This window comes from Bradyrhizobium sp. 18BD (genome assembly GCF_054185225.1).
Map to the genome: position 1 here is coordinate 189119 of NZ_JAVAYL010000004.1, position 23405 is coordinate 212523.

General features: G+C 65.1%; 22 protein-coding genes. 8 read left to right on the forward strand and 14 right to left on the reverse strand.

What is annotated here, in order from left to right; genetic code table 11:
- Positions 1–17: 17 nt before the first annotated feature.
- The 9 genes from scpA to RAD16_RS09295 all read right to left on the reverse strand — a co-directional run bounded on the left by scpA (position 18) and on the right by RAD16_RS09295 (position 8119).
- The gene (gene scpA, locus RAD16_RS09255; RefSeq protein ID WP_458157568.1) at positions 18–2174 is read right to left on the reverse strand and encodes a methylmalonyl-CoA mutase; all 2157 of its coding nucleotides are present in this window, start codon (positions 2172–2174) and stop codon (positions 18–20) included.
- 306 nt (positions 2175–2480) lie between these two features.
- Positions 2481–2837, reverse strand: a complete 357-nt coding sequence (locus RAD16_RS09260) for a hypothetical protein (RefSeq protein ID WP_458157569.1) — start codon at positions 2835–2837, stop codon at positions 2481–2483.
- A gap of 8 nt (positions 2838–2845) precedes the next feature.
- Entirely contained in the window at positions 2846–3310 is a 465-nt protein-coding gene (locus RAD16_RS09265) for a GFA family protein (RefSeq protein WP_458157570.1), read from the reverse strand.
- Entirely contained in the window at positions 3307–5178 is a 1872-nt protein-coding gene (locus RAD16_RS09270) for a methylmalonyl-CoA mutase family protein (protein WP_458157571.1), read from the reverse strand. The genes RAD16_RS09265 and RAD16_RS09270 overlap by 4 nt, the downstream gene beginning before the upstream one ends.
- An 81-nt stretch (positions 5179–5259) precedes the next feature.
- Entirely contained in the window at positions 5260–5751 is a 492-nt protein-coding gene (gene folK, locus RAD16_RS09275; protein WP_458157572.1) for a 2-amino-4-hydroxy-6-hydroxymethyldihydropteridine diphosphokinase, read from the reverse strand.
- Between the two features lies 1 nt (position 5752).
- Positions 5753–6121, reverse strand: coding sequence for a dihydroneopterin aldolase (gene folB / locus RAD16_RS09280; RefSeq protein WP_063690939.1), 369 nt, complete (start codon positions 6119–6121; stop codon positions 5753–5755).
- Positions 6118–6978: a dihydropteroate synthase gene (gene folP / locus RAD16_RS09285; RefSeq protein WP_458157573.1), complete on the reverse strand. Its 861-nt coding sequence runs from the start codon at positions 6976–6978 to the stop codon at positions 6118–6120. The genes folB and folP overlap by 4 nt, the downstream gene beginning before the upstream one ends.
- 340 nt (positions 6979–7318) lie before the next feature.
- Positions 7319–7726, reverse strand: coding sequence for a DUF4332 domain-containing protein (locus RAD16_RS09290; protein ID WP_458157574.1), 408 nt, complete (start codon positions 7724–7726; stop codon positions 7319–7321).
- A 27-nt stretch (positions 7727–7753) separates the two neighbouring features.
- Positions 7754–8119 carry a DUF2267 domain-containing protein gene (locus RAD16_RS09295; protein WP_458157575.1) on the reverse strand — a complete coding sequence of 122 codons (366 nt, stop codon included), beginning with the start codon at positions 8117–8119 and terminating at the stop codon, positions 7754–7756.
- Between the two features lie 350 nt (positions 8120–8469).
- Here RAD16_RS09295 and RAD16_RS09300 point away from each other — a divergent pair, with 350 nt between their 5' ends.
- From RAD16_RS09300 to RAD16_RS09310, 3 genes are all read left to right on the forward strand, one after another.
- On the forward strand, positions 8470–10092 hold the full coding sequence (locus RAD16_RS09300; protein WP_458157576.1) for a helicase HerA-like domain-containing protein: 1623 nt from the start codon (positions 8470–8472) through the stop codon (positions 10090–10092).
- Positions 10093–10210: 118 nt separating this feature from the next.
- The gene (locus RAD16_RS09305) at positions 10211–11545 is read left to right on the forward strand and encodes a glycosyltransferase family 87 protein (RefSeq protein WP_458157577.1); all 1335 of its coding nucleotides are present in this window, start codon (positions 10211–10213) and stop codon (positions 11543–11545) included.
- A gap of 11 nt (positions 11546–11556) precedes the next feature.
- Complete coding sequence (locus RAD16_RS09310; RefSeq protein ID WP_458157578.1) at positions 11557–12951, forward strand: M20/M25/M40 family metallo-hydrolase; 1395 nt, start codon at positions 11557–11559, stop codon at positions 12949–12951.
- A 302-nt stretch (positions 12952–13253) separates the two neighbouring features.
- Here the strand turns inward: RAD16_RS09310 and RAD16_RS09315 are convergent, their stop codons facing one another.
- Both RAD16_RS09315 and RAD16_RS09320 read right to left on the reverse strand, forming a co-directional pair.
- The gene (locus RAD16_RS09315; RefSeq protein WP_326899662.1) at positions 13254–14033 is read right to left on the reverse strand and encodes a class II aldolase/adducin family protein; all 780 of its coding nucleotides are present in this window, start codon (positions 14031–14033) and stop codon (positions 13254–13256) included.
- A gap of 211 nt (positions 14034–14244) precedes the next feature.
- On the reverse strand, positions 14245–15894 hold the full coding sequence (locus tag RAD16_RS09320; RefSeq protein ID WP_458157579.1) for a glycosyltransferase family 39 protein: 1650 nt from the start codon (positions 15892–15894) through the stop codon (positions 14245–14247).
- 318 nt (positions 15895–16212) lie between these two features.
- Between RAD16_RS09320 and RAD16_RS09325 the strand changes: the two genes are divergently transcribed.
- Both RAD16_RS09325 and RAD16_RS09330 read left to right on the forward strand, forming a co-directional pair.
- Positions 16213–17079, forward strand: coding sequence for a DUF308 domain-containing protein (locus RAD16_RS09325; protein ID WP_458157580.1), 867 nt, complete (start codon positions 16213–16215; stop codon positions 17077–17079).
- A 148-nt stretch (positions 17080–17227) separates the two neighbouring features.
- Complete coding sequence (locus tag RAD16_RS09330) at positions 17228–17644, forward strand: Ros/MucR family transcriptional regulator (protein WP_326899667.1); 417 nt, start codon at positions 17228–17230, stop codon at positions 17642–17644.
- A 109-nt stretch (positions 17645–17753) separates the two neighbouring features.
- On the opposite strand, the gene RAD16_RS09335 is transcribed toward RAD16_RS09330, so the two are convergent.
- Both RAD16_RS09335 and RAD16_RS09340 read right to left on the reverse strand, forming a co-directional pair.
- Positions 17754–18182, reverse strand: a complete 429-nt coding sequence (locus tag RAD16_RS09335) for a SufE family protein (RefSeq protein WP_212482852.1) — start codon at positions 18180–18182, stop codon at positions 17754–17756.
- Positions 18183–18250: 68 nt separating this feature from the next.
- A complete protein-coding gene (locus tag RAD16_RS09340; RefSeq protein ID WP_458157581.1) occupies positions 18251–18688 on the reverse strand; it encodes a DUF5330 domain-containing protein in 438 nt (145 codons plus the stop codon).
- A gap of 408 nt (positions 18689–19096) precedes the next feature.
- Here RAD16_RS09340 and RAD16_RS09345 point away from each other — a divergent pair, with 408 nt between their 5' ends.
- The 3 genes from RAD16_RS09345 to RAD16_RS09355 are packed head-to-tail and all read left to right on the forward strand — an operon-like array spanning position 19097 to position 22050.
- Positions 19097–20938: a PAS domain-containing sensor histidine kinase gene (locus tag RAD16_RS09345; protein ID WP_458157582.1), complete on the forward strand. Its 1842-nt coding sequence runs from the start codon at positions 19097–19099 to the stop codon at positions 20936–20938.
- A complete protein-coding gene (locus RAD16_RS09350; RefSeq protein ID WP_458157583.1) occupies positions 20931–21650 on the forward strand; it encodes a peptidoglycan-binding protein in 720 nt (239 codons plus the stop codon). The genes RAD16_RS09345 and RAD16_RS09350 overlap by 8 nt, the downstream gene beginning before the upstream one ends.
- 55 nt (positions 21651–21705) lie before the next feature.
- Positions 21706–22050 carry a DUF1491 family protein gene (locus RAD16_RS09355; RefSeq protein ID WP_458157584.1) on the forward strand — a complete coding sequence of 115 codons (345 nt, stop codon included), beginning with the start codon at positions 21706–21708 and terminating at the stop codon, positions 22048–22050.
- Positions 22051–22197: 147 nt separating this feature from the next.
- Here RAD16_RS09355 and RAD16_RS09360 read toward each other — a convergent pair whose 3' ends face one another.
- Positions 22198–23175, reverse strand: a complete 978-nt coding sequence (locus tag RAD16_RS09360; protein WP_458157585.1) for a DUF2336 domain-containing protein — start codon at positions 23173–23175, stop codon at positions 22198–22200.
- Positions 23176–23405 lie beyond the last annotated feature (230 nt).

The following is a 23405-nucleotide window of genomic DNA, read 5'->3' on the forward strand; positions in this document are numbered from 1 at the left end:
GTCGAACGGCGGCGGAATTACTCCGCCGCCTCGCTATGCCCGAGCCGGGCGTTCAGCTTGCGGATCAGCTCCTCGGCCGCATCCGCGATGACAGTGCCGGGCGGGAAGATCGCTTCGGCGCCGGCCGCGTAGAGCGCGTCGTAATCTTGCGGGGGCACCACGCCGCCGACGATGATCATGATGTCCTCGCGGCCCTGCTTCTTCAGCGCGGCCTTCAGCTCCGGCACCGCGGTGAGATGAGCGGCGGCGAGCGAGGAGACGCCGAGGATGTGGACGTCGTTCTCGACGGCCTGGCGGGCGGCCTCGTCGGCGGTCGCGAACAGCGGCCCGATGTCGACGTCGAAGCCGATATCGGCAAACGCAGACGCGATCACTTTCTGGCCGCGGTCGTGGCCGTCCTGGCCGATTTTTGCGACCAGGATGCGCGGGCGGCGGCCTTCCGCCTCCTCGAACGCGTCGATCAGCGTTTGAACCTTCTCGACCTGGTTGCCCATGCTGGACGCCTCCCGCTTGTAGACGCCGGTGATGGATTTGATCTCGGCGCGGTGCCGGCCGAACACTTTCTCCATTGCGTCAGAGATTTCGCCAACGGTCGCCTTCGCGCGCGCGGCGTCGATCGCGAGCGCGAGCAGATTGCCGTTGCCTTCACCGGCCGAACGCGTCAGCGCGGCAAGCGCGGCATCGACGTCCTTCTGATTGCGCTCGGATTTCAGCCGCGTCAGCTTGTCGATCTGCAGCCGCCGGACATTGGTGTTGTCGACCTTGAGGATGTCGATCGGGGCCTCGTCGCTCGGCTTGTACTTGTTGACGCCGATCACCGCCTGCTTGCCGGCATCGATGCGGGCCTGGGTCTTGGCCGAGGCTTCCTCGATGCGCAGCTTGGGCACGCCGGCCTCGATCGCCTTGGCCATGCCGCCGAGCTCCTCGACCTCCTGGATATGGCTCCACGCCTTGGCCGCGAGGTCGCGCGTGAGCCGCTCGACATAATACGAGCCGCCCCAGGGATCGATGATGCGGGTGGTGCCGCTCTCCTGCTGCAGGAACAGCTGGGTATTGCGGGCGATGCGCGCCGAGAAATCGGTCGGCAGCGCCAGTGCTTCGTCGAGCGCGTTGGTGTGCAGCGACTGGGTGTGGCCTTGCGTCGCCGCCATCGCCTCGACCGTCGTGCGCATCACGTTGTTGAAGACGTCCTGCGCGGTCAGCGACCAGCCGGAGGTCTGGCTGTGCGTGCGCAGCGACAGCGAGCGCGGATCCCTAGGATTGAACGGCTTCAAGAGCTTCGCCCAGAGCAGCCGCGCGGCGCGCAGCTTGGCGACCTCCATGAAGAAGTTCATGCCGATCGCCCAGAAGAACGACAGGCGCGGCGCGAAGCGGTCGACGTCGAGGCCCGCGGCAAGACCGGCGCGCAGATATTCGACGCCGTCGGCAAGCGTATAGGCAAGCTCGAGGTCCTGCGTCGCGCCGGCCTCCTGCATGTGATAGCCGGAGATCGAGATCGAATTGTATTTCGGCATCTTCTGCGAGGTATAGGCGAAGATGTCCGAGATGATCCGCATCGAAGGCGCGGGCGGATAGATATAGGTGTTGCGCACCATGAACTCTTTCAGAATGTCGTTCTGAATGGTGCCCGACAGCTTTTCCGGCGCCACGCCCTGTTCGCCCGCGGCGGCGACATAGAGCGCGAGGATCGGCAGCACCGCGCCGTTCATGGTCATGGACACGCTCATCTGGTCGAGGGGAATCCCTGCAAACAGCGTGCGCATGTCGTAGATGGAATCGATGGCCACACCGGCCATGCCGACGTCGCCGCCGACGCGCGGATGGTCCGAGTCATAGCCGCGGTGGGTGGCGAGATCGAAGGCGACCGAGAGGCCCTTCTGTCCGGCCGCGAGGTTGCGGCGGTAGAACGCGTTGGAGTCTTCCGCCGTGGAGAAGCCGGCATATTGCCTGATAGTCCAGGGCTGGTTGACATACATGGTCGGGTAGGGGCCGCGCAGGTACGGCGCGATGCCCGGATAAGTCTCGAGGAAGTCGAGCCCGGCAAGGTCGGCCTCGCCATAGGCGGGCTTCACCAGGATGCCCTCGGGCGTCAGCCAAGGCTCGGCGCTGCCGGTGAGGCCTGCGGCGGCGCTGCGCTCGAAGGCGACATCGGCGAAATTGGGAATGCGTGTCATTCCTTGAATTCCTCAAACCTGTCGTTTAGTCCGATCACGGGCTGGTTGCTTTCAATTTTGCGATCCGGGCCTCACATTCTGCAAGGCGCTGAAGCACTTGAGGCTCTCCAGCGGGCCGGCCGGCAAACGTCGGTGCAATAAAAGCTCCAACTAGATCCGAAAGTGTAAACTCAAAGCCAAATACGGACCATGGCTTCGTCTTGTTCGCGCGCCCTGAGTGAGCCGGACCGCGATGATAGGCAACCACGCAAAGCAACCGATCGCGTTCAGCCTCGAGAGCGGTAATTTCTTCCTGCATGGTCCTGCTCACGCCGCCGCCACGGCCTTGCGGGCCGCGATCCGACGCTTGATCTCGTCGCGCACGTCCTTCAACTCGCATTCCAAGAGATAGCTGTTATAGCTCGACGGCAACGTCAGGTCCTGCAACTTCACGGCGTTAAACAGCGCGAAGAGGAACCACTGCAGCCGGTAGAAAATCCGCGCATGAAACGGTCCCCGCGCAAGCAGCAGGCTGTCTAGGCGCAGGCCCAGCTTGGTCCTGGAACGTGACGGTAATGCCCGCAGCTCGGCTTCCTTTCGCGTGATCAATTCCTCATGGCGCGCGGCGATCTCGGTATCGTCGAGCTTGGCGAGGTCGCCGCGCAGATTAATGCCGAGCCGCATGGATCGCCTCAATCATGGTCCGGATGCTGATGGCTGACGATGGTCGCCATCTTCTCCGGCCCGTAATTCTGTGTCGTGGTCTGGCTCGGCAGATTGGAGATGCCGACCACCCAGCCGAGGCGGGATTCAGTTCCGTACTGCCGTGTCGGCACCAGCTGGTCGGGCCGGTCGAACGCGCCGGTCATGATCTCGATCCGGTCGCCGTCGATGCGGCCGAAGCTCAGCGGCGTGCCGCAGGCGGCGCAATAGCCGCGATCGGCGATCGTCGAGGAGCGGAAGAACGACGGCTCGCCCTTGGTCCAGGCAAAATCGGTCCGGTTGATGTCGGCAAAGGAGGCAAACGGCGCGCCGCTCGCCTTCTGGCACATCCGGCAGTGGCAGATCGAAATCCGGTTCGGCGTGGCCGTGACGGCGAAGCGCACCGCGCCGCATTGACAGCCGCCGGTGAAGACTGGTTTGCCCGTTTCAGTCATGCCTGCTCCATCCGAAGATAGGCGTCCTGTAGCGTCGCAAGCGCGTCGCCACCGGCGAAGACGAAGCCCGTGACGCCGGCGGCCCGCAGGGCTGCCTCGGCTTCCGCGGGGCGGCCTGCCAGATAGATATGTCGGCCGCCCGCGCTTTGCAGGGCCTTCGCCGCGGCTTCGGCGTGTTCCGCATAGACCTTGTCGCTGGAACAAAGGCAGGCAAGCTCCGCGCCGGAGGCCTTGAACGCAGCCGCCAGCTTGGCCGGATCGGCAAAGCCCTCGCTGTCGACGGCCTGAATGCCGCCGGCCTCGAAGAAGCTCTTCGCAAAGGTCGCGCGCGCCGTGAAATCGGCGGGCGTGCCGAGATTGGCCAGGAACACTTTGGGCCGCGCGCCGCGCGCCTTCTGCGCCGCATCGGATTTGTCGCGCAGCGCCTCGAACGGTTCCGCCAGCCGGATCGGCGGCAGCGGATCGAATTTGTATTTCTGCTCGCCGTAGGGTGCGAGCACGACCGGCGTCGCCTTCAGCACCGCCGTCTCGCTCTCGTGCAGGTTCGGAAACTCGCTGGCGCCGGTCAGCACGTCGCGGCGCTTTGCGATATTGGCATCGCGCGCCTTTCGCGCGGCCGCGACCTTGCTCTGGAACAGGCCCTGCTGGAGCGCGGCAAAGGCGCCGCCGGCTTTCTCGCTCTCCTGGAACAGCGCCCAGGCGGCGTCGCAAAGCTGTGCGGTTAGCGTCTCGATGCCGCCGGCACCCGCTGCGGGATCGCTGACCTTGGCGAGGTTGCTTTCTTCCAGAAGCAGAAGCTGCGTGTTGCGCGCCACGCGTCGCGCGAACGGATCGGGCAGGCCGAGCGCCAGCGTATGCGGCAGTAAGGTGATCGCGTTGGCGCCGGCAAGGCCGGCCGCGAATGTCGCGATGGTCGCGCGCAGCATGTTCACGTAAGGATCGCGCTGGGTCAGCATGCGCCAGGCTGTATCGGCGGCGATGAACAGCGGCTGTGGCGATAGCCCGCAAGCCGTCTCGATGCGCGCCCACAAAAGCCGCAGCGCGCGGAATTTGGCCATGGTCAGGAACTGGTCGGCATCCGCAGAGAGCCGCGCATAGACCATGCCCTGTGCCTGCTCCAGCGGAATGCCGGCGCCTTCGATCGCACGGAGATAGGCGACGCCGCAGGCGAGCACGAAGGCAAGCTCCTGCACCTCCGAGCCGCCGGCATCGTGGATCACGCGTCCATCGGCGGACGCGAACGGTCCCTTGAAGCCGAGCCCGGCGAGGCCCTTGATCGCGCCGGTGACGGCGGGAACGATCTCGTCCCAGGTATAAGGGCTGTGGCCCCAGACCGCGCCGGCCGCGAGTGGATCGAGGCCGAAGCGGATGCTGCACGCGGCGGGATCGAGGCCGCTGCTCTTGACATATTCCGCGACATGGATCGCGGCCATCCGCGATTGCGGACCAATCTCGAGTTCGATGCCGATGCCGGCGTCGAGATGAATGTCTTTGAGAACCTTTGCGACCGCCTCCGCCGAGGGTTCCAGGCCGAAACCGCGGGCGCCATTGGCGCCGGCGAACACCAGCGCAAGTCCCGTCGCGCCGTTTTCGAGATCCGTCAGCGCCTGCGCATTCGCCACGGCGGCATCGGGATGGTCGATCCGCTGCACGATCTGCCACGGCGCGGAAGCGGCCCGCCCCACCACCGGCGCAACGCCTTTGGCGCGCGGATAGAGCGGGTCGATCTTGATGCCGTCATAGGTCTTGCCGACCAGCTTCTCGAACGGCGCGCCCTTCAGCACGCCATCGACCAGCTTGCGCCAGTCTTCGACGCTCGCCTTGGGAAAATCGGCCGCCAGCGGCAGATCGTCAGTCACGGAGGTCATACGGCCAAGGGCTCCCAAGCGGCTTGTTATTCGCAGGCGAAATTGCCACGGCGGACCGTCCCTGCAAACGGTTGTTTTTGGTTAACCGGTATCCGGAAGCCGCTCAATGCCTTGCGTCGAGACGCTGGCAAGCCCGTCACGCACACGAATGCCTGCAATGACGCGATCCGGCGCGATTTCCGCCAGCGGCACCAGCACGAAAGCGCGCTCGAACAGGCGCGGATGCGGCAGGGTCAGGTCCGGCTTCTGCAATGACACATTGTCATAGGCGATCATGTCGAGATCGAGCGTGCGCGGACCCCAGCGCCGCTCCTTGTCCCGCGTGCGGCCGAATTTCTGCTCGACCTTCTGCATCACGAACAGCAGCGCGTGCGGATCGAGGTCGGTCTCGATCTCGACGCAGGCATTGATGAAGGGATCCTGATCCTCGTCGCCCCAGGGCGGCGTCGCATAGTCCGAGGAGCGCGCGATCACCGCCGCTTGCGCCATGCCGCAAATATGGGCGATCGCCTTGCGGAATGTCGCGCGGACATCGCCGACATTGCCGCCGAGTGCGATCAGCACGCTCGCCATGTCAGGGATGCCGCGAGCGCGTCAGCATGATGCCGACGTCGTCGAAGATCGCGGCGATCGGCGCATGCGGCTTGTGTACGGTGATCTTGACCGCGCGGATGCGCGGGAAGTGCGACAGGATGGCATCGGCGACCGCGCCGGCCGCGCGCTCCAGCAGCTTGTAATTGGTGTTCTTGAACGCCGCCGTCGTGGTCGCCACGACCTCGGCGTAAGACACCGTATCGGCGAGCCGGTCGCTGCGCGCGGGCTCCGACAGATCGGTATAGAGCTCCAGGTCGATGACAAAGCGCTGGCCGACTTCGGTTTCGTGATCCATCACGCCGTGGCGGGCGTGGATCGACAGGCCGGTCACGAAAATCGTATCGGTCATTGCTTGCTCTCGATTGCGTTGGCGACCCGCAGGGCCTGCAAGGTCTCGGCGACGTCGTGGGTGCGGATGATCCTGGCGCCCTTCTGCACGGCGATCAGATGCGCGGCGATCGAGCCGGCGAGCCGCCCTGATGGCTCCGACGGCGACACCGAGGCGATGAAGCGTTTTCGCGAGGCACCAACCAGGATCGGCAGGCCGAATACGTCGAGCTCGTCGAGCCGGGCCAGCGCGGTCATGCTCTGCTCGGCCGTCTTGCCGAAACCGATGCCAGGATCGAGCACGATCTTGTCGCGCGCGATGCCGGCCTTCGCGGCGATATCGATCGAGCGGAGGAAGAACGCCTTCATGTCCACGACGATGTCGATGGCGGGATCGACGCTGTCGCGGTTGTGCATGACGATGACGGGGACGCCTTTCGCGGCGATCAGCGGTGCCATATCGGCGTCGCGCTGAAGGCCCCAGACGTCGTTGGCGATCGCCGCACCCTGGTCGAGCGCGAAGGCCACCACCTCCGCCTTCATGCTGTCGATCGACACCGGCACGCCAAGCGCGACGACGCCTGCCAGCACCGGCTTCAGCCGGGCGAGCTCGTCCTCGGCCGTGACGGCCTTCGCGCCGGTGTAGGGGCGGGTGGATTCGGCGCCGATGTCGATGATGTCGACCCCCGCCTCGATCATCGCCCGCGCTCGTTTCAGCGCCTGCTCGGGCGCGATGAACTGGCCGCCGTCGGAAAAAGAGTCCGGGGTGACGTTGAGCACGCCCATCACCGCCGGGATCGGTCGTTCCAGCAGCGTCCGCAGCGCATCTGGCCCGGCCGAGCCGGCCGGCGGGACGGATGGGGAGGGCGAGGCATTCATGGCGCCCGCTTTGCGCGGTCGGGGAGGGCGAGTCAAGCCGGGACATGGCCTTCGTAGCCCGGATGGAGCGCAGCGAAATCCGGGTTTCGTGCCACGCGGGCCGCCTTGCGATGCGGACGGTCTGGCCCCGGATTACGCTGCGCTCCATCCGGGCTACGGACTGAGATCGAGGCCACATACGTTGCTCTATCACCGTCACCCTGAGGTGGCCGCTTCTTCAGCGGCCCTCGAAGGGCGACGGCCCGGCTCTCGCAGAGTGGCCGTGCATCCTTCGAGGCTCTCCACGGGACGCGTTGCGTCCCGTGGAGAGCACCTCAGGATGACGGGGTGAGTGAGCGAGCTAATACGTAATCTTCGGCGGCAGCTTCTTGGCCTTGGCGATGATGTCGCCGACCGACTTCTCGGACGGAAGGATGCGCAGCAGCTTCTTCTTCTCGTTGGCGTCCCGCATGCTCTGGGCGAGCCTTGCCGGATTCCGATAGGCGAGCTCGCGCACGGTGGTGACGCCGGCGGCGCGGACGAGGCCGACCTTGGCGCGGCCCATGCCGGGAATGCGCATGTAGTCGGAAACGTTGGCCCATTCCAGCAGCTGCTGCTCGCTGATGCCGGTCTTGGCGGACAGCGCCTTGCGGCCCTTCACGGTCGAGGCCGCTTCGAGCAACGCGTCGGTCGTGCGGATTCCCTGCGCCTTCAACTTGTTGGCGGCAAAGGCCGACAGGCCCTCAATCTCGGAGATCGGATATGTCATGATACTCGATATGAAATACGAAAGGCCTCAGGCGAACTGGCTGAGGCCTGGAGTCCCCGCAATGATCTTGCCCATCTGATCCGCTCCGATTTTGTCTCGGCCGAAGCGGAAAAGTTCACGGGCAATCGTCTGAATGTCGGACATGCCGAGGCCCAGGCCCATCAGGCGCGTGCCGACCGCCATCAGGCCGCCGCCCATCAGCCGCGACAGTCCGCCGCCGCTTTTGGATGCCTCGATGGCTGCTTCTGCGCCGGGAATCTGATCGATCAGAGCCTGGACGCTCTCGGAGGGACCCTCGTTGCGAAGGAAGCCCAGGATAATGCCGACGGTCTTTTCGGCGACAGCACTATCTATGCTGGCGTTCGCCGCCAGCCTTCCGATCAGCTCGTCCATATGGCCTGCCCCTCAGCCGGTTCACATGCCGGAGTATTGTTTTCGAAAATGATCTTGAGCCGGTGTGATGTGAAATACAAGCGATGAACGCGGCCAACGTTCCGATTCACTCTCGAACGCGCAAAAAGTGTTGCAGCGATGCAAGAGCGGAGATGGAATCGGCAGAAAATTGCCGCGGTGCGAACGCAACGTTCCTACTTTCGGCGGATGCAAGTCCGGATGTTTCCGACAATGTCGCATGCCGAGGCCGCGTTGAACGGTTTTAATCGACGCGCGACATGCGTTAAACTACGGAACTGGTGCATTTGAGTTTCAATACGCGAAACCCGGCAGAGAGATCAGAGAGAATAATGACCGCACAGGACAGCAAGCTCGGCGACACCGACGACAAGATCTTCGTCGGCAAGGGAGACGAGCAGGCATGGCTGACGCTGGCGCTCGCCAATCGCCATGGTCTCGTCACCGGTGCAACCGGAACCGGCAAGACGGTGACCCTGCAAGTCATGGCGGAAGGTTTTGCGCGCGCCGGTGTCCCGGTCTTCGCGGCCGACATCAAGGGCGACCTCTCCGGCATCTCCGAGGTCGGCGAGGCCAAGGACTTCATCGTCAAGCGCGCGGCCGAGATGGGGCTGAAATTCCAGCCGGACCAGTTCTCGACGGTGTTCTGGGATGTTTTCGGCGAGCAGGGCCATCCGGTGCGGGCGACCGTCACCGAGATGGGGCCGCTGCTGCTGGCGCGCATGCTTGATCTGAACGACGTGCAGGAAGGCGTGCTCAACGTCGCCTTCCGCGTCGCCGACGACGCCGGCCTCACCCTCATCGATATGAAGGATCTGCGCGCACTGCTCGATGCCATCGTGCCGGATGCCGGCAAGAAGGGCGCGGACGCCGAGGAAAGTCCGCTCGCCGACATCAAGAAGGCGGCGCAAGGGTTCGGCAACGTCACCAAGGCCACCGTCGGCACCATCCAGCGCCAGCTCCTGGTGCTGGAGAACCAGGGCGCCACCAAATTCTTCGGCGAGCCGGCGCTGACGCTGAAGGATTTCATGAAGACCGACCGCGACGGCCGCGGCATGGTCAACATTCTTGTTGCCGACAAGCTGCTGCAGAGTCCACGGCTTTACGCGACATTCCTGCTGTGGATGCTGTCAGAGCTGTTCGAGGAATTGCCCGAAGCGGGCGATCTGCCGAAGCCAAAGCTGGTGTTCTTCTTCGACGAGGCGCATCTGCTGTTCAACGACGCGCCGAAGGCGCTGATGGACAAGATCGAGCAGGTGGTGCGCCTGATCCGCTCCAAGGGCGTTGGCGTCTACTTCGTGACGCAAAACCCGATCGACGTGCCGGATCGCGTGCTCGGTCAGCTCGGCAACCGGGTGCAGCACGCGCTGCGCGCCTTTACCCCGCGCGACCAGAAGGCGGTCGCGGCCGCAGCCCAGACCTTCCGCCCCAACCCGAAGCTCGATACCGCCAAGGTGATCATGGAGCTCGGCAAGGGCGAGGCGCTGGTGTCCTTCCTCGAAGGCAACGGCACGCCGGCAATGGTCGAGCGGGTCATGATCCGGCCGCCGTCGGCCCGTATCGGACCGATCACGCCGGAAGAGCGCAAGGCCATCATGGATGCGAGCCCGGTGAAGGGCAAATATGACACCGCGGTCGACGCAGAGTCCGCCTACGAGATGATCCAGAAGCGCATTTCCGGCACGGCCGCGACGGCCGATGCAGGCGCGGCGGGTGGTGGTGGCGGCATCCTCGGCCAGATCGGCTCGATCGTCGGCACCATCTTCGGCACCAATGTCAAGCGCGGCCGCCTGTCGACCGGCCAGGTCATCGCACGCGATGTGACGCGATCGGTCACCAACCAGGTGATCGGCGGAATGGCCGCCAATATCGGCAAGTCGGTCGGCGGCCAGCTCGGCGGCTCGATCGGCCGCACGCTGGTCCGCGGCGCGCTCGGCGGATTGCTGCGTCGGTAGGCAGAGAAGCCCGGTTTGGGGCAGAAAAGGCCCGTTACCGCCACAGAATTTCAGGTGAGGGGGCTCTCAAGCCTCCCCCGGTCTGCTACGTCCTGTGCCTTCGCCACTGGACCTCATCGTGACCTCATCTGAACCTTTCGCCAAACCCGGCGCACTCCGAACCCTGTCGCTGCGAGCGCCGCTCGACCTGCTCTTTCTGCTCTGCTGCCTGATCCTGACGGCGGATGTCCTCGGCCCCGAGATCTTCGGTCATGGCAAGACCAAGGATTACGGCCTGTGGTACTGGGCCGGGCAGCAGGTTCTGAAGAACGGGCCGCTCTATCCCAGCGACATCCGCGCGTATTTCGAGTTCATCTATCCGCCGCTGCCGGCGATCCTGCTGGCGATCCCGAGCTGGTTCGGCAAGATCACGCTCTATACCGTGCTGTCGATCCTGAACGTGGTGGCATGGTGGTACACGGGCATACTCTCCAATGCCATGACGGGATCGGACCGCGAGCCCGGTCCCTGGCTGGAGGCGCTGCCGGCCCTCGTCACCGTCACCTTCGTGTTCGACATGTTCGATCTCGGCCAGCCGAACCTCCTGCTGCTGGCGATAATGCTGTGGGGCTTCTGGCTGTTGCAGCATCAGCGCGCCTGGTTTGCGGGCTTCATGTTCGCGCTCGCCACCGCCATCAAGGTGTTTCCGATCGCGGTGCTGCCTTATCTGGTCTGGCGCAGGAAGTGGGCCGCCGTCGCCGCGACGGTCGCCTTCACCGGCATCCTTCTTTATATCGTGCCGGCGCCGATCCGCGGCTTCGAGCGTAACGCCGCCGAGCTCAAGACCTGGTACCAGGGCATGGTCGGCACGAGCTCGGAAAAGGGCTTCGGCCAGCGCGACGAGCAGAACTGGTCGTGGGTCAACCAGTCGCTCATTGCGGTGACGCATCGCCTGGTCCGGCCGATCAACTACAATCAGGAAGATCACAACAAGCCGCCGCGTACGATGAATATCATCGACGTCGATTACAAGACGGCGAACCGGATCGTGCTGGCGGTATCAGCGTTGCTCGGGCTCGGCTTCCTCGCGGTAATGCCGCCGGAGCGGCGGCGAACGGCGCGTTCGGATGCCGAAGAGCTCGGTATCCTGTTCTGCCTGATGACGGTGGCCTCGCCGCTCGCGCGGCAATACTATTTCATGTGGCTGTTCTTCCCGATGACGGTGCTGATGCATCGCGCCGCCTTCGACGTGCGGCCGCATGTGCGGCTGGGAACCTGGCTGGCGCTGGGCGCTGCCGGCATCCTCATGCTGCTGGCGCTGCCGTGGTTTCCCAATGTCATCCAGGCTTGGGGCAATAACCTCATTGCCACGGCTGTTCTTGCCGGTGCGCTGGCATGGCACATCCGACATCCGCCGGTTGCGGCTGGCTCCGGGCCAGCGACAGCGCTAAAAGCCGAGACATCTCGAACGTAGGGAATCCGATCATGGCCAATGCCCAGCTTCAATCCGTGCTCGACCACATCGACAAGGATTTCGACAACAGCCTGGAGCGTCTGTTCTCGCTGTTGCGGATCAAGTCGATCTCCGCGGATCCGGCCTTTGCCGGCGATTGCAAAGCGGCGGCCGAGCATCTCGCCAAGGACATCGCAAGCCTCGGCGTCTCAACCGAAGTGCGCCCGACCGCCGGCCATCCCGCCATCGTCGGCAAGACCAACGCTGGCGGCCGCCCGCACGTGATCTTCTACGGTCACTACGATGTGCAGCCGGTCGATCCGGAAAATCTCTGGAATCGTCCGCCGTTCGAGCCCGTCGTCACCGACCACGCCGACGGCCGCAAGATCATCGTCGCGCGCGGCGCCGAGGACGACAAGGGCCAGGTCATGACCTTCGTCGAGGCGTGCCGCGCCTGGAAGAAGGTGACGGGTTCGCTGCCGATCGACATCACCTTCCTGATCGAGGGCGAGGAGGAGGTCGGCTCGAAGAATTTCGTGCCGTTCATCGAAGCCAACAAGGATGAGTTCAAGGCCGACTACGTGCTGGTCTGCGACACCGGCATGTGGGACCGCAACACGCCGGCGATCACGACCTCGCTGCGAGGCCTGCTTTATGAAGAGCTGAAGATCACCGCGGCCAATCGCGACCTGCATTCCGGCGTGTTCGGCGGCAGCGCGATGAATCCGATCCGGGTGCTGACGAAGATCCTCGGCGGCCTGTTCGACGACGACAACCGCATCACCATCCCCGGCTTCTACGACGGCGTTAAGGACCTGCCGCCCGACATCCTCGAGCAGTGGAAGAAGCTCAATCTCACGCCGGAGATGTTCCTGAAGCCGATCGGCCTGTCGATCCCGGCCGGCGAGAAGGGGCGCCTTTTGATCGAGCAGGCCTCGTCGCGTCCGACCTGCGACGTCAACGGCATCTGGGGCGGCTATATCGGTGAAGGCTCGAAGACGGTGATCCCGTCGCACGCCTCGGCAAAGGTCTCGTTCCGCCTGGTCGAGGGGCAGGACCCCGCCAAGATCCGCAAGGCCTTCCGCGACTATGTCACGGCGCGGCTGCCAGGCGACTGCAAGGTCGAGTTCGGCGATCATTCCGCAGCGCCCGCGGTCGCGCTCGACTGGAACATGAAGCCGCTTGCCGCCGCCAGCAAGGCGCTGGCGGAGGAATGGGGCAAGGAGACCGTGCTGATGGGCTCCGGCGCCTCGATCCCGATCGTCGCCGACTTCAAGCGCACGCTCGGCCTCGATTCGCTGCTGGTCGGCTTTGGCCTCGACGACGACAACATCCATTCGCCGAACGAGAAGTACGACCTGCGCAGCTTCCAGAAGGGCATCCGCTCCTGGGCCCGCATCCTCGCCGCGCTCGCGGAGGTGAAGTAAGCCGAGGTGCCGTAGGGTGGGCAAAGGCGCAACGCGCCGAGCCCACCATCGCTCAGTGATCACGAAGAAAGAAGACGTGGGCACGCTTCGCTTTGCCCACCCTACGAGACCTGTCCTCGTCATTGCGAGCGAAGCGAAGCAATCCAGAATCTCTCCGCGGGGCGCAGTCTGGATTGCTTCGTCGCTTCGCTCCTCGCAATGACGAGCGAACCAAATAAAAACGCCGCCCGGAATTGGGCGGCGTTTCATTCCAAGACGTGCAGAGGTCGTTGAGAACTACCCTACACGAAATCCGCGAAATCTCAAGACCGGTAGCCGGGCAGCTCGCGATCGAGCTTGCGCAGCAGCGGCGGCCAGACGAGGTTGGTCGCACGCAACTCGGCGCGGTCGCGGTTGGCGAGCAGCTCGGTGTTCTTCTCGATCGCGATCTCCTCGACCGGATAGACCGGCGTGCCCAGCGCGCGGGTGCGCACCTGCATCGAGCAGGCGCGCTCGAGGTGGTACATGCGCTCGAAGGCGGAGGCGACCGAGCGGCCGACCGTCAGCGTGCCGTGATTGCGCAGCAGCATGTGGTTGTGGTCGCCGAGGTCCTTCTGCAGCCGCGGCCGCTCGTCGTGATCGAGCGCGATGCCTTCATAATCGTGATAGGCGAGGTCGTGGGTGACGAGCTGCGCGGTCTGGTTCAGCGGCAGCAGGCCTTCGGCCGAGCTCGACACCGCGGTGCCGTCGAGGGTGTGGAGATGCAGCACGCAGATCGCGTCCTCACGCACCTCGTGGATCGCCGAATGGATGGTGAAGCCGGCCGGGTTGATGCTGTACTCGCTCTCGGTGAGCTGGTTGCCATGCAGGTCGACCTTGACGAGGCTGGACGCCGTGATCTCGTCGAACATCAGCCCGTAGGGGTTGATCAGGAAGTGATGCTCGGGGCCGGGCACGCGGGCGGAGATGTGGGTGTCGACCAGATCGTCCCAGCCATACAGCGAGACGAGGCGGTAGCAGGCGGCGAGATTGACCCGTTGCTGCCACTCGGCCTCCGTCATGTTCGACGGCACTTCCTTCAGGCGCGCTTCCGCTGGTGACATGACAATTTCTCCGAACCTCGTTGTTGCGGAGGGGGAGCGTAGTCGCGGTCGGGGCTGGCAGCAAGGCGGACAAAGCGCGGCAGTTCAGCGTAGCCCGCATGGAGCGCCGCGGAGGGGGCCTCACGAGCGGTCCCGGTTTTCGCTTCCGCCTTCGCTCTTCGAGCTACGGCGGACAAGTCGCTCATCCGGGCTACGGGTGAGGAGCAAGTTGTTACGGCGCCGGGATCGAGAGCAGGCTCGAAATGCTGCTGCCGCGGATGTCGTAGACGCGGGCGAACACCACGTCGTCGCGCTTGATCTCGACCAGGACGGGCGCGGTCAGGCCCTTGCAGTAGAACTCGCCGAGCGTCATGGCGAAATCGGCCGCATTGGAATCCCAGCCGATGGTGAAGTCGGGGCCGAGCGCGACTTGCGCCGGACGCTGCGGGCCGCACACGGCGACCTTCCATTTGCGGTTGCGCGGCGGCGCTTCCTGGCGCTCGACCAGCTGCTCGCGCAGCTCATCGGAAGCCTGCTTCAGCGCAAGGCCCCAATAGTCCAGCATGAAGCGGTCGTCGGCGCCGCGCACGGTGCCGGCGATGTGGTTGAAGTGCGTGTATTGATAGGGATGCAGCCGGATCATCTCGGCGAGCGAGAGCGCAAGGCCAAAGCAGAAGGTGGCGAGCACGACCGGCTGCCAGGTGCGATGGTTGGCGCGCAGGCGCTCCATCGTCCAGGCGAACGCAACGCCGCCGAGCACCGCCATCGGCGGGATCACGAAGACGAAATGGCGGATGCCGTTGTAGAGCGCCGGACGCTTCACCATCGCGATCGCGAGCGGCAGGGTCGCGGCCAGCGTCAGCATCAGCATGATGGTCTTGCGGCGGGCCGGAACCTCGCGGCGCGTCAGCATGGCGAAGGTGCTGACCACGGCGCCGCCCATCATCACCAGCATCACCTCGGGCAGCTGCAGCGCGAACAGCGTCGGCAGATAGGACCAGGGCATGTCGGGCACCGATACGATCGCGCCGTCGAACATCTCCTTCCAGGGCTTTTCGAAGAAGTGCGAGAAGTAGGTCAGGGCCTCGAAGGGATTGCCGGGCTCCATGATCGACCACGGCCAGATCAGGCCCATCACGAGATAGCCGAGCGCAAGGCCGGGCAGCAGCACATAGACCACGTGGGCGAAGCGGCGGGCCGATTCGCGCAGGCCTTCGGTGCGCAGCTCCTCCAGGAACAGCGGAATGAAGCCGATCACGGCGTAGACCAGCGACAGGCCGCCGAGAATGCGCGTGCCGAGCGCGAGGCCGGCGCCTAAGCCGACGATCAGGATCGTGCGCGGCGAGGGCTGCGGATATTCCTCGGCGAGCCGGACGAGGCCCAGCATCAGGATGATCATGGCCACCGCGAAGGGCGCATCCTTCGGGTTCATGAACATGTGGCCGTAGAAGATCGGGCACAGCGCGAGCAGCAGGAGCGAGGCAAGGCCGGCAAGCGGTCCGCCGATGCGGCGGCCGAGCCGCCACGTCACGGCCAGGCCGATCACGCCGACGATCGCGCCGACCAGGCGTCGCGTCTCGAACAGCTCGAGCGGAATGACCTTGTGCAGGAGCGCTGCGACCATGTCGAAGCCGCCGCCATACATGTAGAGATTGGCAAAGGAGAGCGCCGCGGTGTCCCGGAAACCGGAACCGAACATGCGCAGCAGCAGGTCGGCATATTCAGCGTGGGTGTAGTCGTCCCAGCCGAGTCCGTAGTCGCGGAAGGTCAGGCCTGAAATGACGGCGACCGCAGCCAGCACCAGCATGGCGAGATCGTCGCAAGTCCGTTCAACCGAGCGCCGTAGGGGCGTGTCGATCGCCGAAGTCGTGATGGATGTCATGGCTATTGGTGACCCGGAATCCCCTCTTGGCCCTGCTGGCGCGCGCGGGCCACTTCCCCGGAATCCCTATAGCGCAGTTCCATTACCAAGTAATTGGGCATTATGGCTAAATTCCTGATGCGACGCAGCAAATCCTTGCAACCGGGGGCAGACTAGCAGTAGCGATCCGTAGCTGAAGGGAATGTGAATAAGTCCCTGATATCCTTCCCTTTAGGAACGCTGCCCTCAATTGGCCGTTGGCGAGGACCACAGTATGACGGTATCGTGGCGTAGAGTGAGAGGATGTCGCGTGTGGATGCGCGGCTTGGGGTGGGTTCGATGACCTTGGCATTGTTGATCGCGGGCATCGTCGCCGCCGTGGCGGGCCTCCTTGCGGTCGCTTTTGGCTTTTCCGTCAGGGAATTCAGCCTCGGCAGCACCCTCATAATCTCCGGCACGATCGGCGTCTGCTCCGGAATGTTACTGACTGGTCTCTACGTCGTGGCGCTGGAGCTGAAGGGCATCGGCCGTCGGCTGGCCGGCGCGGCCGCGTCGTCCGAGGTCCGGGTCAGGCCCGTGCTGCCGGGTCTCGCGACACCGAGTGCGCCCGAGCCTGCGCCGCCGATGCGGGCCGAGCCGCCAGTTCCGCCGGCTCCCGCCGCGCCGCCGCCATGGCAGGGCGAGCTACCCGCGCGCGAGCGTCCGCGCGTCGAGCCGCCGCTCGCCGAGCCGGAAGCTCCGACGCCGCCTGCCGCGCCGGAAGCGCCGCGCCGGCGCAATCTGTTGTTCGCCTCGACCTCGCGCAAGGAGCGCGAGCGCGCCGAGGCCGCAAAGGCCTCCGAAGGCGCGCCGCCACATGCAGAGCTCGCAGCGCCTGCGGCCCCTGACGCGCCGCCTGCGAGCTTCGACGACGCCTGGCCGAAGGCGGATCGCCTGCGTGCGCCTGAGCCGCCGGCCGCCTCGCGCCGCCCGGCGCCACGCTCGCCATCGACCTTTGCCGAGGCTGCCCCGCCGCCACCGCCTGCACCCGAGCCCGAGCCGGAGGTCGAGCAGGCGGCCGTGACGGTGCTCAAATCCGGCATCGTCGACGGCATGGCCTATTCGCTCTATTCGGACGGCTCGATCGAGGCGCAGATGCCCGAGGGCATGATGCGCTTCGCCTCGATCGACGAGTTGCGCGCGCATCTCGACCAGCGGGGCGGCTGACGCTCGCTGCGCCCAAGTAAAGCGCTGCGGCTCATCAGTCATCAGCTCGAATTCGTCAGTCCTGTATTTTGGCCGAACGTATTGTTGACACGGAATACTTTGGGGTCGTCAATCTCCTGACGCGCAGGATCTTAGGGAAGGGCGGGCCATGTCGGATGCCGGAGCCAAGAATTTCATCGAGCTGACGGCGAGCATCGTGTCGGCCTATGTCGGCCACAACCCGACGCCGGCCGCCGAGATTCCGAACCTGATCAGCCAGGTGCATGGCGCGCTGGTACGCGTCTCGTCGGGCCGCAACGAGGTCGTCCCACACGAGCCGGCAAAGCCTGCGGTGTCGCTGAAGAAGTCGATCGCGCCGGACTATCTGGTGTGTCTCGAGGACGGCAAGCGCTTCAAGTCGCTGAAGCGCCATCTGCGCACCCAGTACAACATGACGCCGGAGCAATATCGCGAGAAATGGGGGCTGCCGGCCGACTATCCCATGGTCGCGCCGAACTACGCGGTGGCGCGCTCGCAACTGGCCAAGCAGATGGGCTTGGGACAGCAGCAGCGGAAGCGGAAGTAGTCCGTCCGCGCGGTCAGCTCCCGTAGGCTGGGCAAAGGCGCGCAGCGCTGTGCCCACCCTACCAGATCTTTGCAGCTTGGTTCGAGAAGTGCGCCTCACCGCGAGGCGCTTACGACGCCTCCGCCAGCGCCTCTCGCGCATCGGTCTTGATCCGCTCGACCATCGAGCGCAGGCCGTTGGAGCGCTGAGGCGTCAGATGGTCGCGAAAGCCGAACTCGTTGAACACGGCGATCGCGTCGGTAGCGAGGATCTGCTGCGGCGTGCGGCCCGAGTACAGCGAGAGCACGATCGCGACCAGGCCGCGCACGATATGGGCGTCGCTGTCGCCGCGATATTTCAGGATCGGCGCACCGCCATCGCGGTCGACCAGCTTCTGCAGCCAGACCTGGCTCACGCAGCCGTTCACCTTGTTCTCGGCGGAGTGCTCGGCCTCCGGCATCGGTTCCAGGGTGCGGCCGAGCTCGATGACATACCGGTAGCGGTCGTCCCACTCGTCCAGAAGTTCGAAATTGTCCCTGATTTCGTCGATCGTCGTCATGTTGGCCCAAAGTTCCCGTTCACGCCAATATAAGGACGCGAAGCCGTGAAATCGATAGGGATTGGGGCCTAATTCGCAGCGTGAGGACCGCGCCATTCCAGCGCGAGGTCGTCCTGGGTCAGGGTGTCACGCGGCGCCTCGTTCGAGGCGGCGTCGCCTTCGCCGGCCAGTGCGATCGAGCCGGTGTGGTCGGGCGCCTTCTTGTCGCTCTTGTCGTTTCTGTCGTTCTTTTCGATCTGCTCCTTCTTGTCGTTGATGATCTGGTAGAGCTTCTTGGCGCCGTCCTGGGCGCGCTGGCCGATGATGGTCGCGGCCTGTCCGCCGACCTCGCAGGCCGCCGGCTGGCGTTTGCAGAACTGGGTCACGTCGGAGACGGCCGCGGTCGCAGCCTGCACCGCATCGGCAGCGCCGATCTGCGGCAGCTTCTCCGATTCGGGCGTCTTGTCCCGCGGCAGGAGTACCAGCACCAGCCCGAGCCAGAATGTGATGCGGAGCAGAAAGCGCATCTTATCGACCTGTACGTTAGATCCGGCCGCGGCGATCTCCGCGAGGCGCTCGGACCTAGCAACTCTCGATAAATCGCAAGTGATTGCTTCGAGCTTAATTCGGGGAATGTTTACGCAAAAATCTTCGAGATGCGCGGTCTCGTAAATTTTCTATTGATAGCGCGGCTCCGCGCTCCTCCAGATCACGCATCCACCAATTCGAAACCATGCGGCGGAAGGTGAAACCCTGTGTTCACCATCCTCGCTAAAGACGTCGTCAAATCGTCTAAAAAGCTCCGCGATGACGCGGTGTCCGGCCGCACGCGTTGCCGCCTTAGCACTCGTTTAAGGTCGCTCTGACAGGTTGGCTCAACGATAAGGAGGCGTTCCGGCGCGTCTTCTCGACGAGTGAGCCGAAGCGCGAGACCCGTGACAGTTTTGAGTATCATCCGCGATTGTCTCGATGCGCTGCTGCATCCCTCCGCGCGTTACGATGCGCTGACGCGTGCACGCCATCGTGCCTTCATGGCGCCGCGGCTGCTCGGCAGCCTGGCAGCCTTTGCCGCATTTCCTGTTTATCTCGCCATGCGTGGCGCGCCGAGCGCGGTCGAGGTCGCGGCCTTCGCCTGGCTGATCGCACCCATCATGTTGTCCTGGTTCCTGTCGCGGACCGGCCGCTATGAAGGCGCGCATGTGCTATCGTCGCTGGCGCTCGCCGGATTGATCATGGCGGTTGCGACGACCACCGGCGGCATCGGTTCATTCGCGGCGGTCTGGCTGGTCGTGGTGCCGCTCGAAGCCGCGCTGTCGGCTTCGCGCCGCGTCGCCGCCTTTGCCTCGCTGCTCGCGCTGTCCTGCGCGGGGATCCTGATCCTGATCAGCCAGCTCGGCTGGCTGCCGGTGGAAGAGCCGAGCGCCACGGAGCGCGGCGTGCTGATGGCGTTCGGCGTCGCCTCGGCGACTCTCTATGCTGCGGGTCTTGCCTTCGGCGCGGAGTCGCTCGCACGCACCAGCGTTGCGCTGCTGTCGCGCGAGGAGGAGCGTTATCGCCTGCTCACGCGCAACATGAGCGACGTCATCTCGCGGCATCAGCGCAATGGCGCGGTGCAGTTCATTTCGCCGGCCGCCGAGGCCATGCTCGGCATATCAGTGATGCAACTGCACGGCCATGGCCTGTTCGACCGCGTCCATGTCGCCGACCGCCCGGCCTATCTCACCGCTTTGTCCGATGCCGCGCGCGGCGACGTGCGCAGCGTCGAATTCCGGCTGCGGCGCGAGCCTGTCAGCGCCGAGCGGGGCCAGGTCGATTTCATCTGGGTCGAGATGCGCTGCCGGCCGCTCGACCAGGATCTCGGTCGCGACGCCACGCGCGAGGCGGAAGTCGTCGGTGTGATGCGCGACATCACCGATCGCAAGCTGTCCGAGCAGGCGCTCGATCAGGCGCGCAGCGCGGCGGAAGCCGCTGATGCCGCCAAGACGCGCTTCCTCGCCACCATGAGCCACGAGCTGCGCACGCCGCTCAACGCCATCATCGGCTTCTCCGAGATGATCGCGCAGGAGCAGACCCTGATGCTGGGCGCAGCCCAGCGCAAGGAATATGCCCAGCTCATCAACGATTCCGGCCAGCATCTGCTGTCGGTCGTCAACGGCATCCTCGACATGTCGAAGATGGAATCGGGCAATTTCGAGATCGCGTCCGAGCCGTTCGCGCCGCGCGCCTCGCTGATGCATTGCTGCAACCTGCTGGCGCTGAAGGCGCGGGAGAACGGCATCGACCTCATCACCGACGCGCCGCAGGACCTGCCTGTGATGACCGGCGATCCGCGCGCCTTCAAGCAGATCGTGCTCAACCTCGTCGCCAACGCCATCAAGTTCACCGAGCGCGGCGGCCAGGTCACGGTGTCGGCGGCCGCGTCCGCCTCGCAGCTCACGCTGCGCATCAGCGACACCGGCGTCGGCATTGCGCCGGACGATCTCAAGCGCATCGGCGCGCCGTTCTTCCAATGCGGCAAGACCTATGAGCGCCGTCACGAAGGCACCGGCCTCGGCCTGTCCATCGTCAAGAGCCTCGTGGCGTTGCATCTCGGCGATTTGACGGTACAAAGCAGGTTGGGCGAGGGCACTGCCGTCACCGTCAAGCTGCCGCTCGTCTACACGCCGCCGCAGGCGAAGCCTGCCGAGAACAAGATCGCGACCTTGACGCCCGTGCTGCGCCAGGAAACTCCGGAACAACTTCACGACCAACCTGCTCTGGTGAAGAAAAGTGCCTAAGAAGTCTGCCAACGACGAAGCTGCTCCGCGCCGCCGTGGCGCCAAAGGAGGCGCCAAGGCTGCGGTCATCGATGTCGAGACCGAGCGCAATCTCGTGATGCGCGTGCTGCTGCACAGCCCCAAGGACACACTGGCCGGCCTCGTCGCCGTCGGCGCCATCAGCGCGATCGTCGCCAATGCATTGTTCCTGCAGACCGGCCGGCATCCGGCGCCGATGTTCGGCACCCTGATTAATCTTCCCGCGCCGTCGTCGCCGTTGTCGAATCCCTTGCCGCGTCCGCGCCCCGTCGGCGCCGACACCTCGCCGCTCGAGCCGAAGGCGACCGAGTTCCGCGTCGAGCCCAAGCCGGCTGAGCGAGCACCCGAGCGCGCCGCCGAAAAGCCGGTCGAGGCGACCGCATCGACGCCGCGCGCGGGCAACGATCCCATGACTAATCTGGTCAAGGCGACGACCTCGACGCCTTCCTCCGCGATGCGTCCGCCGGCGCCGATCCCGCTGCCGCAGACCCCTGCCGCACGGCGCATCGCCGGCGTGCAGCGCGCGCTGTCTGAATACGGCTATGGCAATCTGAAGATCACGGGCGCGATGGGCGGCGAGACCCAGTCCGCCATCCAGAAATTCGAGCGCGAGCACAAGATGCAAGTCACCGGCCAGGTCTCCGATCGGCTGCTCCGCGAGCTCGCCGCCGCGATCGGCCATCCCGTCGAATAAGCGTTGGGCCTGCGAAGGCTGGTGCTGATCCCGGCGCTGGCCTATCGTGCGATTCATGCGTTTGAAATCCAACATATGGGTCTCGGCCTATTTGCGCCGGTGCCAGGGCGAGGGCGTGTTCGGCGCCGTGCGCCGTCGCGGCGCCGAGGAGGCGGGCGCGGTGTTCGTCAAAGTGTCGCTGCTCGACGGCAATGCGATGCTCTACGTGCCGGCGCCGCAGACTGTCTATGACGACGGCCGGCCGGTCGATCGCTTCTTCGTGCCCGCCGCGCCGCAGCCGATGCCGGAGGCTGCAGTCGAGGAGCGCCTGACCAAGGAGCTCCGCTTCGATCCCGATGCGTGGATCGTCGAGACCGAGGACCGCGCCGGGCGGCATTTTCTGGAATTGGCGAAGACCTAGCTGCCGTCATTGCGAGCGCAGCGAAGCAATCCAGAATCTTTCCGCGGAGGGATTCTGGATTGCTTCGTCGCTACGCTCCTCGCAATGACGAGCTTGTGGAGGCGGCGCGCGCCCCACATCCAATGTCGCTGTCTCTGAAGGCCGGCGTTACCGCTCCGACGACCCACCCGTACCCGTTCGCACCGACGGGCTGGAGCCGGGCTGTGCACCGGGCCGCGACTGGCTCGCACCGGCGCGGGCGCGCTGGCGGTCGCTGTCGTGCAGCGACGATTGATACTTCGCGCGGGTGACGGCGAGCGTCGAGCCGCGCCAGGCCGCCAGCATCACCAGGGCCGATCGGTCATTGAGGCGATCGTAGAGCCGCGACAGCCGGTACACGTTGTTCACGGAGTTGCCGATCTCCGGCTTGAAGAACAACAGGATGCGCTGGAAGTTCGGGCTCGGCATGTCGAGCGCGCGCGCGGCGACCGCGAGCGCTTCGCCGCCGGCATCGTCGACGATTTGCGCTGCGACGCGCGAGGGCAGGATCAGGCTGTCGCCGAGCTCATAGGTGAAGTTCTCGGCGTCGTTGGCGATCGCCGCCATCTCCAGGATCTGGATCGCGCGTTTGGCGCGCACGGTCGGAATCCGCGGGGCGGCCTTCAGCGGCGTCTGCGCCAGATTGTGCAGGATCAGTGCGCGCTCGGAGGAGCCGGCGCGGAAGAACATGTCGTAGATCTCGGCGGCGTCCTTCGGCTGCATCGCCATGTTCGCGGCCATCCGCAGCTCCGCGTCGGTCGGCGTACGGGCCGGGGCGGGTTCTGCCGGGGACGACGGGATCTCGCGCGCGAGCGGAACCCTGCGGCCTTCCTGGGCGGCGACCAGCCCGAGCTTCTGCAGGACCGGGACGGGCGTCTGCGGGTAGATCGCGAGCTTCGCCTTGACGGAGGCGCGCGTCGCATCGTCGACCTGGTCGATCAATCGTGTGGCGAGCTCGACGAATTGCCGCTGCTCGTCGTCGCTGTGGATGCGGGTCTGGACATAGAGGTCGGTCAGCACGCGCAGCAGCGTCGGGCGGACATCGACGCCTTCGCGACGGGACAGGGTCATCAACCCGTCGAATCCGGGAAACAGCGACTTGGTCATGGAAGCGTACGCAACTCGGAAAGAAACTTCCGGGCGAGCCTAGCGCAGGTTCCTTTAAAGGCTCGTTAAGGAAAACGAGCCGTGAAGCCGGCCCTTCAATTTGAAGGCATCTCGTGCCGCAACGAGACGGGGCGGCGGGTCCGTGCAGTTACGGTCCGGACGGCATGTTTACACCCCGTTAACCATGTACTGATCTTAATGATCGCCATGTTGCAGGAGCGTATTTCATC